The sequence below is a fragment of the Bradyrhizobium sp. WSM1417 genome (assembly GCF_000515415.1).
Taxonomy (GTDB): domain Bacteria; phylum Pseudomonadota; class Alphaproteobacteria; order Rhizobiales; family Xanthobacteraceae; genus Bradyrhizobium.
On record NZ_KI911783.1, the window covers coordinates 5304329 to 5318634 of the forward strand.

The 14306-nt window shown below is 64.5% G+C and carries 16 protein-coding genes and 1 tRNA gene; 5 read left to right on the forward strand and 12 right to left on the reverse strand.

Translation table 11 applies throughout. From position 1 onward, the window contains the following. Window positions 1–119: 119 nt before the first annotated feature. Window positions 120–204 (reverse strand) — tRNA-Leu (locus BRA1417_RS0125795). 152 nt (window positions 205–356) lie between these two features. Here BRA1417_RS0125795 and BRA1417_RS0125800 point away from each other — a divergent pair. Further along, window positions 357–1685 carry a multicopper oxidase family protein gene (locus BRA1417_RS0125800; RefSeq protein WP_027518280.1) on the forward strand — a complete coding sequence of 443 codons (1329 nt, stop codon included), beginning with the start codon at window positions 357–359 and terminating at the stop codon, window positions 1683–1685. 1 nt (window position 1686) lies between these two features. Here the strand turns inward: BRA1417_RS0125800 and BRA1417_RS0125805 are convergent, their stop codons facing one another. Beyond that, window positions 1687–2130, reverse strand: coding sequence for a GNAT family N-acetyltransferase (locus tag BRA1417_RS0125805; RefSeq protein WP_027518281.1), 444 nt, complete (start codon window positions 2128–2130; stop codon window positions 1687–1689). Continuing rightward, window positions 2130–3629 carry a bifunctional ADP-dependent NAD(P)H-hydrate dehydratase/NAD(P)H-hydrate epimerase gene (locus BRA1417_RS0125810; protein ID WP_027518282.1) on the reverse strand — a complete coding sequence of 500 codons (1500 nt, stop codon included), beginning with the start codon at window positions 3627–3629 and terminating at the stop codon, window positions 2130–2132. Before BRA1417_RS0125810 ends, BRA1417_RS0125805 begins: the two co-directional genes overlap by 1 nt. Window positions 3630–4010: 381 nt before the next feature. Between BRA1417_RS0125810 and BRA1417_RS0125815 the strand changes: the two genes are divergently transcribed. Both BRA1417_RS0125815 and glnA read left to right on the forward strand, forming a co-directional pair. Continuing rightward, window positions 4011–4349, forward strand: a complete 339-nt coding sequence (locus BRA1417_RS0125815) for a P-II family nitrogen regulator (RefSeq protein WP_007603495.1) — start codon at window positions 4011–4013, stop codon at window positions 4347–4349. Between the two features lie 149 nt (window positions 4350–4498). Further along, on the forward strand, window positions 4499–5908 hold the full coding sequence (gene glnA / locus BRA1417_RS0125820) for a type I glutamate--ammonia ligase (RefSeq protein WP_027518283.1): 1410 nt from the start codon (window positions 4499–4501) through the stop codon (window positions 5906–5908). Window positions 5909–6135: 227 nt separating this feature from the next. On the opposite strand, the gene BRA1417_RS0125825 is transcribed toward glnA, so the two are convergent. From BRA1417_RS0125825 to BRA1417_RS0125840, 3 genes are all read right to left on the reverse strand, one after another. Beyond that, complete coding sequence (locus BRA1417_RS0125825; RefSeq protein ID WP_027518284.1) at window positions 6136–6570, reverse strand: hypothetical protein; 435 nt, start codon at window positions 6568–6570, stop codon at window positions 6136–6138. 276 nt (window positions 6571–6846) lie between these two features. Next, the gene (locus BRA1417_RS0125835; RefSeq protein ID WP_027518285.1) at window positions 6847–7620 is read right to left on the reverse strand and encodes a gamma-glutamyl-gamma-aminobutyrate hydrolase family protein; all 774 of its coding nucleotides are present in this window, start codon (window positions 7618–7620) and stop codon (window positions 6847–6849) included. 90 nt (window positions 7621–7710) lie between these two features. Continuing rightward, a complete protein-coding gene (locus tag BRA1417_RS0125840) occupies window positions 7711–8415 on the reverse strand; it encodes a hypothetical protein (protein WP_027518286.1) in 705 nt (234 codons plus the stop codon). A gap of 135 nt (window positions 8416–8550) precedes the next feature. Here BRA1417_RS0125840 and BRA1417_RS0125845 point away from each other — a divergent pair, with 135 nt between their 5' ends. Next, window positions 8551–9684, forward strand: coding sequence for an AI-2E family transporter (locus BRA1417_RS0125845; RefSeq protein ID WP_027518287.1), 1134 nt, complete (start codon window positions 8551–8553; stop codon window positions 9682–9684). 6 nt (window positions 9685–9690) lie between these two features. Here BRA1417_RS0125845 and BRA1417_RS0125850 read toward each other — a convergent pair whose 3' ends face one another. The 6 genes from BRA1417_RS0125850 to BRA1417_RS0125875 form a co-directional block, all read right to left on the reverse strand. After that, window positions 9691–9987 (reverse strand): antibiotic biosynthesis monooxygenase, encoded by a 297-nt coding sequence (locus tag BRA1417_RS0125850; RefSeq protein ID WP_027518288.1) that lies wholly within the window; start codon window positions 9985–9987, stop codon window positions 9691–9693. Between the two features lie 101 nt (window positions 9988–10088). Next, window positions 10089–10325 carry a hypothetical protein gene (locus tag BRA1417_RS0125855; protein ID WP_027518289.1) on the reverse strand — a complete coding sequence of 79 codons (237 nt, stop codon included), beginning with the start codon at window positions 10323–10325 and terminating at the stop codon, window positions 10089–10091. Window positions 10326–10382: 57 nt separating this feature from the next. Further along, entirely contained in the window at window positions 10383–11603 is a 1221-nt protein-coding gene (locus tag BRA1417_RS0125860; protein WP_027518290.1) for a diguanylate cyclase, read from the reverse strand. Between the two features lie 229 nt (window positions 11604–11832). After that, window positions 11833–12312 carry a 30S ribosomal protein S9 gene (rpsI, locus tag BRA1417_RS0125865; RefSeq protein ID WP_007603485.1) on the reverse strand — a complete coding sequence of 160 codons (480 nt, stop codon included), beginning with the start codon at window positions 12310–12312 and terminating at the stop codon, window positions 11833–11835. Window position 12313: 1 nt separating this feature from the next. Beyond that, window positions 12314–12778: a 50S ribosomal protein L13 gene (rplM, locus tag BRA1417_RS0125870; RefSeq protein WP_018455120.1), complete on the reverse strand. Its 465-nt coding sequence runs from the start codon at window positions 12776–12778 to the stop codon at window positions 12314–12316. A 158-nt stretch (window positions 12779–12936) separates the two neighbouring features. Then, the gene (locus BRA1417_RS0125875) at window positions 12937–13365 is read right to left on the reverse strand and encodes a PaaI family thioesterase (protein ID WP_027518291.1); all 429 of its coding nucleotides are present in this window, start codon (window positions 13363–13365) and stop codon (window positions 12937–12939) included. Between the two features lie 86 nt (window positions 13366–13451). Between BRA1417_RS0125875 and BRA1417_RS0125880 the strand changes: the two genes are divergently transcribed. Further along, window positions 13452–14276, forward strand: a complete 825-nt coding sequence (locus BRA1417_RS0125880) for an enoyl-CoA hydratase (RefSeq protein WP_027518292.1) — start codon at window positions 13452–13454, stop codon at window positions 14274–14276. Window positions 14277–14306: the final 30 nt, after the last annotated feature.

A 14306-nucleotide genomic window follows, 5' to 3' on the forward strand; every position in this document is an offset into this window, starting at 1 on the left:
ATTAATCGATCCGGCGCGAGGCGAACGCCTCAACGCCGGTGGTTCATCGGACCGGCTTCCGGCGGACAAACATCCGCGCGGGAGCAGATCGCGTAATCCGTGCAAACGCTGAAAGCGCTTGGTGCGGGCGGAGGGACTCGAACCCCCACAACTTTCGTCACTGGAACCTAAATCCAGCGCGTCTACCAGTTCCGCCACGCCCGCGTAAATTTGCATCAAGACCGGCCGCGATGCCGCGGGCGGCGGGCTTATAGCATGTGCCCGCCTGTTCGCAGCAAAAAAATGGCCCGATCGAGGCAGGCTTCACCTAGGCACGACGGCTGGACTTATCCAGCACGGCGTGGTCCGGATCGGCCATGAAAACGCGGATCTTCGACCCGACGAGGCGCGAGGTTTTGGCCGGACTTGGAGCCGGGCTTGGCACCGGGCTTGGCGCCTCTGCGGCCGGGCTGATGGCCGGCGGCGCAGTCCCGGCCATGACCGCCCAGCTCGCGCTTCAGGCAAGGCCGGCGACGCTGGCTCTGAGGCCGGGGCAGCCGGCTACACCCGTCTGGGAGCTGGCCGCCGTCAGCCACCTCGGGGATGTCCGTCTCAAACGTGGCGACCGCTGCGAGGTGGTCTTCCGCAACGAGCTGCCTGTGCCGGTTGCACCAGTCTGGTACGGCCTTGGCGGCCCGGCCGCGGCCGACCCGCTTCGAGGACGCGCCCCAACGGCCCCGGACGCGACGGAAACATCAATTATTTCAGTCCCAAACGCGGGAACCCTGCTGGCCGACTTCCGGCTGTTCGAGGACGGCCTGAAGCAGCCCGCGCGCCCGCTTCCGATCATTGCCGCCGAGACAAACCCGGTCGCCGCCGATCGCGACGTGGTTCTCTTGATCGAGGAATGGCGGCTACGGCCAGATGGAACCGCACTTCCCCCGGGCCGGGACCCGAAGGAAACGACTCCGCTTTATACAATCAACGGGCAGACTTCATTCGAACTCTCAGCTGCGGCGAATGAGCGGCTGCGGCTGCGCTTTATCAACGGCTCGCAACGTTCTGTTCTGGCGATCAAATTGGAAAGTCACGAGGTCCAGGTGCTGGCCCTGGACGGACAGCCGGCCGAACCGTTCCAGGCACGCAACGGCGCGCTGGTGCTAGCCCCCGGCGGACGCGCCGACGCCTTCGTGGATGCGGCCACATCGGCCCCATTCCTGCTGCATGGCGGCAAGGAGGCGCGCCAGGTCGGCCGCCTGACGGTCTCCGGCAAGCTTGAGCGGCGCGCGCCGCTGTTGCCGCCGCAGCCGCTCCCTCCGAATGACCTGCCCGACCGGCTCGATCTGAGAGGCGCCCTGCGATTCGATGTCGCGCTCGGGGCGGCCGACGCCGGGTGGGTACGGCCCGCAAATTTCTCGACGTCCTCCGCCCCCGCCTTTCGCACCAAGGCCGGCCGCACCGTCGTGTTGGCCCTCAAGAACCCCGCCCCCGTCGCCACTGTCTTCCATCTCCACGGCCACCATTTCCGCCTGCTCGACAAGCTCGACGACGGCTGGAAGCCCTATTGGCTCGACACCCTCGCGATCGAACCCGGCCAGACCCAGCGCATCGCATTCGAGGCCAGAGGTGCCGGCCGATGGCTGATCGAATCCGTGGTAACGGATTGGGCCGCCCCGCGGCTGGTGCGCTGGTACGGGGTGGAGTGAGCTATCGGCCTGGACGCATCCAAAGATAGCGAGCGTCCGGTTCTTTCTCCTCGTTCCGCGCTCCATCGGTCTGCTCGATCATCGTGAACCCGCGCACTTCATAGAAGCGCCGCGCCAACGCGTTGCGCTGGAAGGTCCAGAGCTCCAGCCGTTCGCTGGGTTGCTTGGCGACATCGAGCAGTTCGGTGCCGAAGCCGCGCCCTTGAACAGCAGGAAGCACGTAAAGCTGCTCGACCCAGCCGTCACGGAAAGCGATGATCCCGCTCAGTACATCGGCATCGAAGCGGCCCCACACGCGGCACGTCGCGAGGACATGCTCCCGGTAGAACCAGCGGTCCTCGTCCGGCGTATGTAGCCCAACGAGCCAAGGCATCGCATGGTCGAATGCAGCCCGGTGAACCTGCGCCGCCGCGCCCATATCGGTGAGCGCGAGCTGCCTGAGCATTAGTACTCGATCCCCAGCGCATGATAGATCCGCCGGTGCACGGCCGGCAGCGTCTCGGTGAGATCCTCTGCGATCAGCCCCGGCCCGGCTTCGCTCCCCGCTTCGCCATGCATCCACACGGCGATGCTGGCGGCCTCGAATGCCGGCACGCCTTGCGCCAGCAGCCCTGCGATGATGCCGGCGAGCACGTCGCCGGCACCCGCGGTGGCGAGCCAGGGCGGTGCGTTGGCGGCGATGGTGGCGCGGCCGTCGGGCGCGGCGATCGTGGTGTCCGCGCCCTTCAGCAGCACGACCGCGCCGGAGCGCTCGGCGGCGGCGCGCACGCGCTCGATCTTCGAGCGCCCCGGATGTTTATTGCTGAGGTCGGAGAACAGCCGCGGGAACTCGCCCTCGTGCGGCGTCAGCACCACCGCCTTGTCCTGCGACGTCTTGATCGATTCGAACAGGCGCTCGGGATTGGCGGCAAAGCTCGTCAGCGCATCCGCGTCGAGCACCAAGCGCCGCTGGGCGTTAAGCGCCGTGTGGACGAGATCGCAGGTGCGCTCGCCGACACCCGCGCCGGGGCCGATGATGCAGGTGTTGTAGCGCTTGTCGCCGAGCAGCTCGCCGAACTCGATGGCGGTATCGACGGGGCGAACCATCACCGCGGTGAGCGCAGCCGCATTGATTGCCAGCGCATCACGCGGCGTGGCCAGAGTCACCAGGCCCGCACCTGCCCGCAGCGCCCCGCGCGCGGCGAGCCGCGCCGCGCCGGTCGCCGCCGCATCGCCCGAGACCGCCAGCACATGGCCGCGCGCATATTTGTGGCCGTCGATGCGCGGCACCGGAAAGGCCGCGCCCCAGAAGTCCGGATCGTTTTCGAATATTTGCGGCGCGATCTCGTCCAGCACCTGCGCGTCGATACCGATGTCGGCGACACGCACGTGGCCGCAATGCATCCGCCCCGGCAGCAGCAGATGCGCCGGCTTCTTCCGGAAGAAGGTGACGGTCTCAGCGGCGTTCACCGCCACGCCCAGCACGGCCGCGCTGGTGCCGTTGATGCCGCTCGGCAGGTCCACCGCGAGCACCGGCGCACCGTTGCCGTTGATCGCCTCGATCATCTCACGGGCCTCGCCCTCGACGGGACGGCTGAGGCCCGCGCCGAACAGCGCATCGACGATCAGCGCCGGTCGCCCGATCGCCTGCGGGTTGAAAGGAAGCACCGGGTGCTTCCAGCCCCGCGCGGCCGAGGCCGCATCGCCCTGGAGCTGGTCGCGCTCGCACATCAGGATCACCGAGACCTCGCGGCCTTGCGCGGCGAGCTCGGCGGCTGCGACAAAACCGTCCCCGCCGTTATTGCCCGGGCCGGCCACGATCAGGATCGGCCCCTCCTCCACCAGCGCGTGGGCGGCCTCGGCGACCGCCTGGCCGGCGCTGAGCATCAGCTTGAAGCCGGGGGTGCCTGCCGCAATGCTGAGCTGGTCGGCGCGCTGCATTTCGGCGTTGGTCAGAACTTCCATGCCACTTCCCTGTCCAAAAGCCTTTTCAAGAGGCACGTTCCGCACCAGACCATCCGACGGAACGACGATCTGCACAGATATTGAACCGTTTGCCTATTTCGTAGTCTGCGGTATTTTGTGCGGGTCGGCGCCACCTATCAGAGCTGCACGTTAAAAGGCTGATAACGCTCCAATAATCAGGGCATTTGCAACTTGGCATAGACCCTGCTTTCGCGGAAGTCGCTTCGGTTCGTCGTGCTCACTGGCATTTATCAGGGCGTGGCCGGCCGTTGTTGCCGGACTGGTCAGGGATCCCGGCATAGCGAAGACAAGATCGTGCGTTAAGAAAAGCGCATCCTGACGAAGACGTTGCTATTTGTTCGAAAGGCCGGGAGGCGCGCAGTGAAGAAAATCGAAGCCATCATCAAGCCATTCAAGCTCGACGAGGTGAAGGAAGCGCTTCAGGAAGTCGGCCTTCAGGGCATCACCGTCACCGAAGCCAAGGGCTTCGGCCGGCAGAAGGGTCACGCCGAGCTATACCGCGGCGCAGAATACATCGTCGACTTCCTGCCCAAGGTGAAGATCGAGATCGTGATCGGCGACGATCTGGTCGAGCGCGCGATCGACGCAATCCGCCGCGCCGCGCAAACCGGGCGCATCGGCGACGGCAAGATCTTCGTCTCCAATATCGAAGAGGCGATCCGCATCCGAACCGGCGAATCCGGGCTGGACGCTATCTGAGCCGGGTGCTATCCCGCATTTTGCGACATTCTGACAAGAAATAGGCTGCTTCGGCGGCCTCATTTTGTTTGTGCCTCGCGCGCCTCAAGAAGCGTGAACACGGTCGCTCGAAGTTTGGAAACCGACCCGCAGAGCCAAAAGGGGTATGCATGAAGACCGCCAAAGACGTCCTGAAATCGATCAAGGACAACGACGTCAAATACGTCGACCTGCGCTTCACCGATCCGCGCGGCAAGTGGCAGCACGTCACCTTCGACATCAGCATGATCGATGAGGACATTTTCGCCGAAGGAACGATGTTCGACGGCTCGTCGATCGCCGGCTGGAAGGCGATCAACGAGTCCGACATGTGCCTGATGCCCGATCCGGTGACCGCGACGATCGATCCGTTCTTCGCCGAGACCACCATGGTCATTACCTGCGACGTGCTCGAGCCGACCACTGGCGAGCCCTACAACCGCGACCCCCGCGGCATCGCCAAGAAGGCCGAGGCGATGGTGAAGTCGATGGGCGTGGGCGACACCGTGTTCGTCGGCCCCGAAGCCGAGTTCTTCGTGTTCGACGATGTGCGCTTCTCCGCCAACCCCTACAGCACCGGCTTCCGCCTCGACTCCTCGGAGCTGCCGACCAACTCCGACACCGAATATGAAGGCGGCAATCTCGGCCATCGTGTCCGTACCAAGGGCGGCTACTTCCCGGTGCCGCCGCAGGATTCCGTGCAGGACATGCGCTCGGAGATGCTCGGCGCCATGGCCAAGATGGGCGTGAAGGTCGAGAAGCACCATCACGAGGTCGCTTCCGCCCAGCACGAGCTCGGCATGAAGTTCGACACGCTGACGCTGATGGCCGACCACATGCAGATCTACAAATACTGCATCCACCAGGTCGCACACATCTACGGCAAGAGCGCCACCTTCATGCCGAAGCCGGTCTTCGGCGACAATGGCTCGGGCATGCACGTGCACCAGTCGATCTGGAAGGACGGCAAGCCGGTGTTCGCCGGCAACAAATACGCCGACCTGTCGGAGACCTGCCTCCACTACATCGGCGGCATCATCAAGCACGCCAAGGCGATCAACGCCTTCACCAACCCGTCGACCAACTCCTACAAGCGTCTGGTCCCGGGCTACGAGGCTCCCGTGCTGCTCGCCTATTCCGCGCGCAACCGCTCGGCCTCCTGCCGCATCCCCTACACCGCTTCGCCGAAGGCCAAGCGCGTCGAGGTGCGCTTCCCCGATCCGCTCGCCAATCCCTATCTCGGCTTCGCCGCGATGCTGATGGCGGGCCTCGACGGCATCAAGAACAAGATCGATCCGGGTCCGGCGATGGACAAGGACCTCTACGATCTGCCGAAGGAAGAGCTGAAGCAGATCCCGACGGTCTGCGGCAGCTTGCGCGAGGCGCTGGAAAACCTCGATAAGGACCGCGGCTTCCTGAAGAACGGCGGCGTGTTCGACGACGACTTCATCGACGCCTATATCGAGCTGAAGATGACCGAAGTCGCCCGCTTCGAAATGACCCCGCATCCGGTCGAATTCGAAATGTACTATTCGGGCTAAGCGACCCGAACGACCGCGACACACGAAAGGCGCCCCTCGGGGCGCCTTTTTTTGTGGTCATCGAGTTTCGTTCTGCGTCTGACTTCACTTCGTTCTCATAGAACGAATCGGAATCGAGAAAACCGCGCGCACCAATTCTTGATATCTGGTTTATTGCGCCCGAGAGATCGCAAGCGCTGTCGGTAATTCGTAGGATGCGTTCAGCGCCGCGAAATCCATCCTGGGCACTAGTTCTCGTGCCCGTTTGCGAAAATCGCCAATCCTCCGCCGCCGGTCGCAACGATCGATAGCCTCGGAATGCCGATGTTCCATCCCTCATAGCCAGAGGACACGTTGAGAATTTCCAAGAGGACATTGCCAGAAAACCAGATCGACAGGTCTCCTGTGTCCGAGCGGATTGCAACCCGCTCGATGGGCTTCTCTCCGAGAAGACTTAACGCTACTTTCTCGCCATCGAGCGGAGCCGCCAGACCAAACTGATGACCATCATCGCTGCTTGCGAAAGCAATTCCGTTCGCGTGGATAATCCGCCACGGACATTCGGCGCTCAGCCCTGAAGCGACAGCATCCCCGAAACTGAAATTCCAATCGAACTCTCGGCCCGTCACCCTTACGAGATGGCGCCCCCCAAAATGAGCAGTTAGGCTCTCACCGACATCCATCCCAATCTCCGTGACGTCCGACGCTCAGGTCCGCGCAGCACGATGGGTTTCGCTTCGGTCGCCCATCCTACGCGGACCAATCTGCCCCAACAGTCATACGGCCTCCTCACTGTCGGGAAAATTCACGCCGATCTTTCTCACCACTGGCGCAAACTTCAGGAGAGCCGCGCTCTCGGAGGTCGCCTCCACGCCGTCACCCGACAGCGAGTGGATTTGCTTCGCAGCGCTCACGATGACGATGGTTGTAGGCCTCGGTGCAGCCCCGCAGCCCCGCAGCTACGCCGCCGCGCGCTGCTTCGCCACCATGGCCTGACCGAACGCCTCGAACAGTTTTCGGTTGATCGGATTGTGCTGCGGGTCGTATTCGGCGTGCCATTGCACGCCGAGCGCAAAGGCCTTGGCTTCCGCGATGCGGATCGCCTCGATGGTGCCGTCCTCGGCAATGCCCTCGATCAGCACGCGCTTGCCGGGATCGAGGATGCCCTGGCCGTGCAGCGAATTGACCCTGATCTTGTTACAGCCGAGCAATTCTGCGAACGCGCCGCCCGGCGTCAGATCGACGTCGTGACGATCGGCGAACACCACTGTCGGATCGGGGTGGATCTCACCGTTCTCGAGCCTCGGCATGCGATGGTTCATGCGGCCCGGGATTTCGCGGATCTCGGGATGCAGCGAGCCGCCGAAGGCGACGTTCATCTCCTGGAGGCCCCGGCAGATGCCGAACAGCGGGATACCGCGGGCAACGCAGGCGACCGAGAGCGCCAGCGCCACCTCGTCGCGGTGGATGTCGTAGGGCTCGTGTGCCTCGCACGGATCGACGTTGAAACGGGTCGGGTGGACGTTGGCCCGGGCGCCGGTGAGCACGATGCCGTCGACGGTATCGAGCAGCGCGCCGATATCCGTGATGTCGGGCGACCCCGCGAACATCACCGGCAGGCCGCCGGAAACCTCGGCCACGGCGCGCAGATTACGCTCGCCGACCATCTGGACCTGAAATCGATTTTCAACGCGATGGGCGTTCCCGATCACGCCGACGACCGGCTTTCTCATCTCCCGTTCAGACCTCTCGCCGAAGACGATTCTCCAAACATGCCCTTGGGATGGAACAAATTCAACAGAAGGGTACGCGGGACGGCAATGCTATTTTCGCGCAAATGCCTCCCGGGCCTCGATCGCGCCGCCGAGGGGCAGGCCGGCGGCCTTCAGCGCGGTCGCCGCCGCGTCTCCCGGCGCGGCCAGCCAGGGCAGTTTCCTCTCGATTCCGCGCGTCACGGACTCCCCGAGCACGCCACCGAAATCGATCGGCCAAAGCCCGTTGGGCACGATTTCGGCGGTAAGGCCACGGAGTGCATAGCCGTCGCCCAGGACCGCCTCCGCATGGTCGCCGGCGACAAGGCGCGCGGTCGCAGGGTCGATGGGATCGCCAAAGCTCACCAGCACGGGCATCAGGTCCCCCTGCACCGCGACGACGCCGGTCTGCCGGTTGAGCTCGTTGAACGAGACGCGGTTGCCGCGCGCGGCGCCATAAGCGCGGAGCGCGACATAGTTGATGTCGTCGAGATCGAGCTTCGCGCCGTGCTGATGCGCCAGCAATGCCACCACATTCTTTCCCCGGCCGAGGTCGACGAACACAGCCTCGCCGCGCATCGTGGTGCGGCCGCCCCGGCTATAGCCGCGATCGGGGACGACGGACAGAATGCCCGACCCGGTCTTGATCCCGTCAGGCGTCGTCACCTCGACCGCGAGGCGATATTTGTGACCGGGCCGGTTGATCCGGATCTGGTCGCCTATCACGAGCACGGCGAGAAGGCCGAGCAGACCGGCCCACTTGCTGATGAAACTCAAGCGCCCTCACCTGTTCTTTCCTCATCGCTCTGCACCGTTCAAGCGCCAGCGTCAAACCAGCGCGTTGACGCGGTCTTGATCCGGATCGCGTTTGTCGAAAGAGTGCGGTGCGCACCGCGCTGAAAAGGACCCGATGTGACCATTCCCGCAGATGAACGACCCCGGACCCGCACCGATCTGGCCTGGTCGATCTCGGTCGGGGGCATCGGCATCGTGCTGTTCACGGCAATGCTGGTCTTCACCTGGTATTTTGCCGCTACCCTGCTTCTGATCTTCACCGGCATGCTGCTCGGCGTCGGTCTCAACGCGCTGACCAACGCGCTTGGCCGCCGGGTGCATCTGCCGCACGCGGTCCGGCTCGCGATCGTCTGTGCCGCGCTGGCCGTGATGCTCGCAGGCGTGGCCTATCTCGGCGGCGCCACCATTGCCGAGCAGGCATCCCTGCTGAGCAAGACGATCAAGTCGCAGATCACCAACGTGCGGTCCTTCCTAGAAAACCATGGGATCGACACCAGCTTCTTCGATCTCGGCAACGCTGCACCGGCTGCGTCCACCGATGCGACGCCGGCGCCCGCGGCGACCCCGGGCTCGCACGGCGGATTGCCGGGCGCAGGCGCGCTGGCCTCGAGCGGCGGCGCAATCGTGAGCCAGACCTTCAAGCTGCTGCTCGGCACCATCAGCGCGGTCGGCAACATCTTCATCGTGCTGTTCCTGGGGCTCGCCTTCGCCGCCCAGCCCGCCGTCTATCACGACGGCCTGTTGTTTCTCGCGCCGGCCAGGCATCGCGCCCGCATCACCCTCATCATCGACGGCATCGGCGAGACGCTGGAGCGCTGGCTGATCGCGCAGATCGTCGTGATGCTTGCGGTCGGCGTGGTGACCTGGATCGGGCTCGTCCTCATCGGCATTCCCGGCTCGTTCATCCTGGGGATCCAGGCAGGCCTGCTCGCCTTCATCCCGACCGTCGGCGCCATCATCGCCGGCGTCGTGGTCGTGCTGGCGAGCCTCGCCTCGGGATGGATTCCGGCGCTGTCGGCCTTTCTCCTCTTCATGGGCGTGCACGCCATGGAGAGCTATGTGCTGACGCCGATCCTGCAGCGGCAGGCACTGGACATTCCGCCGGCCACGCTGTTCGCGTTCCAGATCCTGCTCGGCGTCGTGTTCGGAATCTGGGGCCTGGCGCTGGCGCTGCCACTGGTCGCCATCGCCAAGGTCGTGATCGACCACTTCAAGACGTATGAAGCGCCGCCTCTGGCTGAGGCGGCCTGAGCCGCCTCAGGTGGTGAGCACGGTTTCGGTGTGCTCGACCTCGGGAGGTGCCGCAAAATACTGGCCGACGAGGCCGCGCCATTCGGTGAAATTCTCGGAGCCGCGGAAATCGACGGTGTGGTTCTCGAGCGTCTCCCACTTCACCATCAGACGATAACGCTGCGGCTTCTCGATCGACTTGTGCAGCTCGAAACCATGGAAACCCTTGGAGCGGCCGAAAGCGGCCTTGGCCTTGGCGACGGCGGCCTCAAAGTCCTTCTCGCTGCCCGGCTTGACGTCGATTTGCGCGATCTCGGTGATCATCTGTTTCCACCCATTTTGTTCGATGGGCGTGTCTAGCGCAGCCCGCGACAAAGAAAAAGGCGCCGAAACGGCGCCCTGCCCGGTCCAAAAATGCAGATCACTCAGGCGAGCAGCAAAACGGTGCCCGCCACCATCAGCGCACAACCGGCGAACAGCGCGAGCGGCCAGTAGCTGCGGCCTTGCGTGTAACGCCCCTGGGCGCGGCGCTCGGTGATCAGCGCGCTCTCGTATTCGTCCGCGGTCGAGAACAGGCAGGCGAAGCCGCCGCGTGCCGAAGTCGCCGCGGCTTCGAGCGACATCAGGGCGGTCTGCGGGTTCTGTCGACGGATCGATTCCATGACCGCAATGGTAGGAATCGAATGGTAAACAGGGGATTACCGCAAAACCTCCTTTGCCTAGGCTGTCGCCGTCTGCGCCTTGGACACGCCGATCCGCGCGGCGCTCTGGCGGCGCCAGTTCTCCAGCGACAGCGGCAGCTCCTCCGCCGCCTCGACGCGGTTACGGCCGCCGCGCTTGGCCTGGTAGAGCGCCGTGTCGGCCGAGGCCAGCAGCACTTCGAGCTCGGTGCCGGCCGGACCGCCGGCGACGCCGATGCTGACGGTGGTGTCGACCGGGCCCTCGTCGACGACGACGCCGGAGGTCTCGAAGGCCTCACGCACGCGCTCGGCGACCAGCACGCCCTCCTCGAGCGAACACGGCAGCAGGGCGGCGAACTCCTCGCCGCCGATGCGACCCGACATGTCGCTGATGCGCAGATTGCTGACGACGACGGTCGAGAACAGTTTCAGCATCTCGTCGCCGGCGGGATGGCCGAAGCGGTCGTTGATCGACTTGAAATGATCGATGTCGAAGATCATCACGGTCACGGGACGGCCGGCCTTGGCCTCGCGCTCGATCACGCGTCCGCAGGCTTCCGAGAAGCCGCGGCGATTGAGCATGCCGGTCAGCGGATCGGTGGACGCGGCGGTCCGGTGCGCGGTGACCGTGCGCTCGGACACCAGCATGAAGATCACGAACACGGTGCCGACGGCATAGAGCACGAGTTCGACCGCGAACACGGTGACCCAGATGCTGGTGGAGAAGCCGGCATCGTTCGGGCGCAGGAAGCTGCCGAGCAGGATCGGCAGCATCAAGACGCAGCCGTGCATCACCGGCACCACGAAGGCCGGCCAGCGCCGTTGCAGGCTCTTGCGCCGCTCGACCCAGAGCTCGCTCGCCGTCAGCGCCGCATAGACCGAGACGATGCCGGCGCCGACGATCATGCGCAGCATGGATGCGGCGGGATCGAGCAGCGTGGCGGCAGCGGTCCAGGCGAGCGCGCCGACCAGGAGACCCGGCCAGTTCGGCTTGCGACCATGAAAGACGCGCGCCGCATTCCACACCATGCCGCAGGCGACGAAGCCGACTGCGTTCAGCGCAAGGTAAAGATGCGGGCCCAGTCTGTCGCCGGCCGCCGTCCAGAGCGCGACCGATGCGGCGCCGAGGAGATACGCAGTGCCCCACCATTTCAGCGCAGCGCTGTTCTCCTGCCTTCCGAAAAATACCATCATGGCGCCGAGCAGTGCGGCAACCATGGTGGCGACCAAATAGAGCGTGATGCTATCGAGCGACATCATGTCGGCCCCCTTCTAGACATAGCAGTTACGCGATCGGCTCAGCCGATTTGCGCGCCCTTCCAAATGCGACGCTATGTCCAGCGGGTTCCATTCAGGTTTTCATGCGAGCCCAAGTTTTCAGGAAACACGCCATCAATTTGCATACAAACGAACAGCAAAAAGGGCGCTGAAATCAGCGCCCTTTTGCATCTCATTGAAGCCGCTTTCGCGGCGAATGCGACCGAAGCGATTAACGCTTCGAGAACTGGAAGGACCGGCGGGCCTTGGCCTTGCCGTACTTCTTGCGCTCGACCACGCGGGAGTCGCGAGTGAGGAAGCCGCCCTTCTTGAGCACGGTACGCAGCTCCGGCTCGAAATAGGTCAGCGCCTTGGAGATGCCGTGACGGACGGCACCGGCCTGGCCGGACAGACCGCCGCCGGCGACGGTGCAGATCACGTCATACTGGCCTGACCGCGCGGCCACGGAGAACGGCTGCTCGATCATCATGCGCAGCACGGGACGGGCGAAATAGACCTCGACCTCGCGCGCGTTGACCGTGACCTTGCCGGCGCCCGGCTTGATCCAGACGCGGGCGACCGCGTCCTTGCGCTTGCCGGTGGCATAGGCGCGGTTGAACTTGTCGACCTTCTTCTCGTGCTTGGGCGCGTCGGGTGCCGCCGCTGTCTTGAGCTGCGAGAGCTGGTCGAGCGACTGGATGGATTCGGCCATGTTATGCGGCCCTCGTGTTCTTGCGGTTCAACTTGGCGATGTCGATCTTCTCGGGCGTCTGGGCCTCGTGCGGATGATCGGCGCCACCATAGACGCGGAGGTTGCCCATCTGGACGCGACCGAGCGGGCCACGCGGGATCATGCGCTCGACGGCCTTCTCGAGCACGCGCTCGGGATGCTTGCCCTCGAGGATCTGGCGCGCGGTGCGCTCCTTGACGTGACCGACATAGCCGGTGTGCTTGTAATAGGTCTTCTGCTCGCGCTTGCGGCCGGTGAGAACCGCATGCTGCGCGTTGATGATGATGATGTTGTCGCCGCAATCAACGTGCGGAGTGTAGGTCGGGAGGTGCTTGCCGCGCAGGCGCATGGCGACGATGGTGGCGAGACGGCCGACGACCAGACCCTTGGCGTCGATCAGTACCCACTTCTTCGTCACCTCAGCCGGCTTTGCCGAAAAGGTTTTCATGTCAGAGTTTCCGTGAACGGGGAGCATCGGCGCGAACACCGCACCGGACTGGGCGGATTTCTAGAGAACAGGGGCGCCGTGGTCAATGCCCAAAGGCGGAATTTACCTGTTCAATATCAGTAGCTTAGAAATATGGTATCGAGATACCTGCGAAAAGCTCAAGCGTTTGGAATGGAATAGGTCGAGGTGACATGCGCAATCGGATCGGGCGAGGTACCGGACAACAGCTTCACCTCGCCGACCGCGAGGCGCTTGCCGAGCTTGAGCAGCCGCGCCTCTGCCAGCACGTCCTGCCCGGGCTGCCCCTTGCGCAGGAAGTTGATGTTGAGATTGGTTGTCACCGCGAGCCCGATCGGCCCGATCGCCGACAACAGCACCACGTACATCGCGAAATCGGCGAGTGCCATCAGGGTCGGGCCGGACACGGTTCCGCCCGGCCGCAGCATCTTTTCGCTATAGCGCTGACGCAAAAGGCAGGCCTGACCGTCCGCGCTCTCGATCGTGATGTCGTCGCCGCTGAAGGCCTGGGGAAACTCGTTGCGGAGGAACTGCTCAAGCTCCGCCACGCTCATTTTCGCTAACGCCATGCTACCCCTCACCCTCGCTTCACGTCCCCTGTTACATTAAGTTATCTGCGTCATCCAATCGCAATAATCCAACCGGAAACGCTTTGATGTCCGTCCAGGCCGCCCGCGCCCCCTCCCCGCAACCACCGATCCTGCTGCGCGAGACCGTGGGCGCCATCGCGGTCCTGACCCTCAACCGCCCGGCCGCCCGCAACAGCCTGTCGGCGACGATGATCGCAAGCCTGGATGCCGAGCTCAACGAGATCCGGGACGACAAGGCCATCCGCGGTGTCGTGATCGCGGCCAACGGTCCCGCCTTCTCCGCCGGCCACGACATGAAGGAGCTGACTGCGCGCCGCGCCGACCCGGATCGCGGCCGTGCCTTCTTCGCCGAGATGATGACCGCCTGCAGTGCGATGATGCAGGCGATCGTGCACCTGCCCAAGCCTGTGGTCGCATCCGTCCAAGGCATCGCGACCGCCGCGGGTTGCCAGCTCGTGGCAAGCTGCGATCTCGCGATCGCCTCGGAAGCAGCACACTTCGCCACGCCCGGCGTCGACATCGGCCTGTTCTGCTCGACGCCGATGGTGGCGCTGTCGCGCAACGTACCGCGCAAGCAGGCGATGGAGATGCTGCTGACGGGCGAGCCGATCCCGGCCGCACGCGCCCGCGAAATCGGGCTCGTCAATCGTGTCGTCGCCGCCGGCACCGAGCGCGCTGCCGCCATTGCGCTCGCCGAACAGGTCGCGCTGAAATCCGCCTATACCGTCAAGCTCGGCAAGGAGGCGTTCTACCGCCAGGCCGAGATGAGCCTTGCAGACGCCTATCGCTATGCGGCAGAGGTGATGACCGAGAACATGATGGCGCGCGACGCCGAGGAAGGCATCGGCGCGTTCATCGAGAAGCGCACGCCGACATGGCGGGATGAGTAGTCAACTCCTCATCCTGAGGAGCCGCGGAAC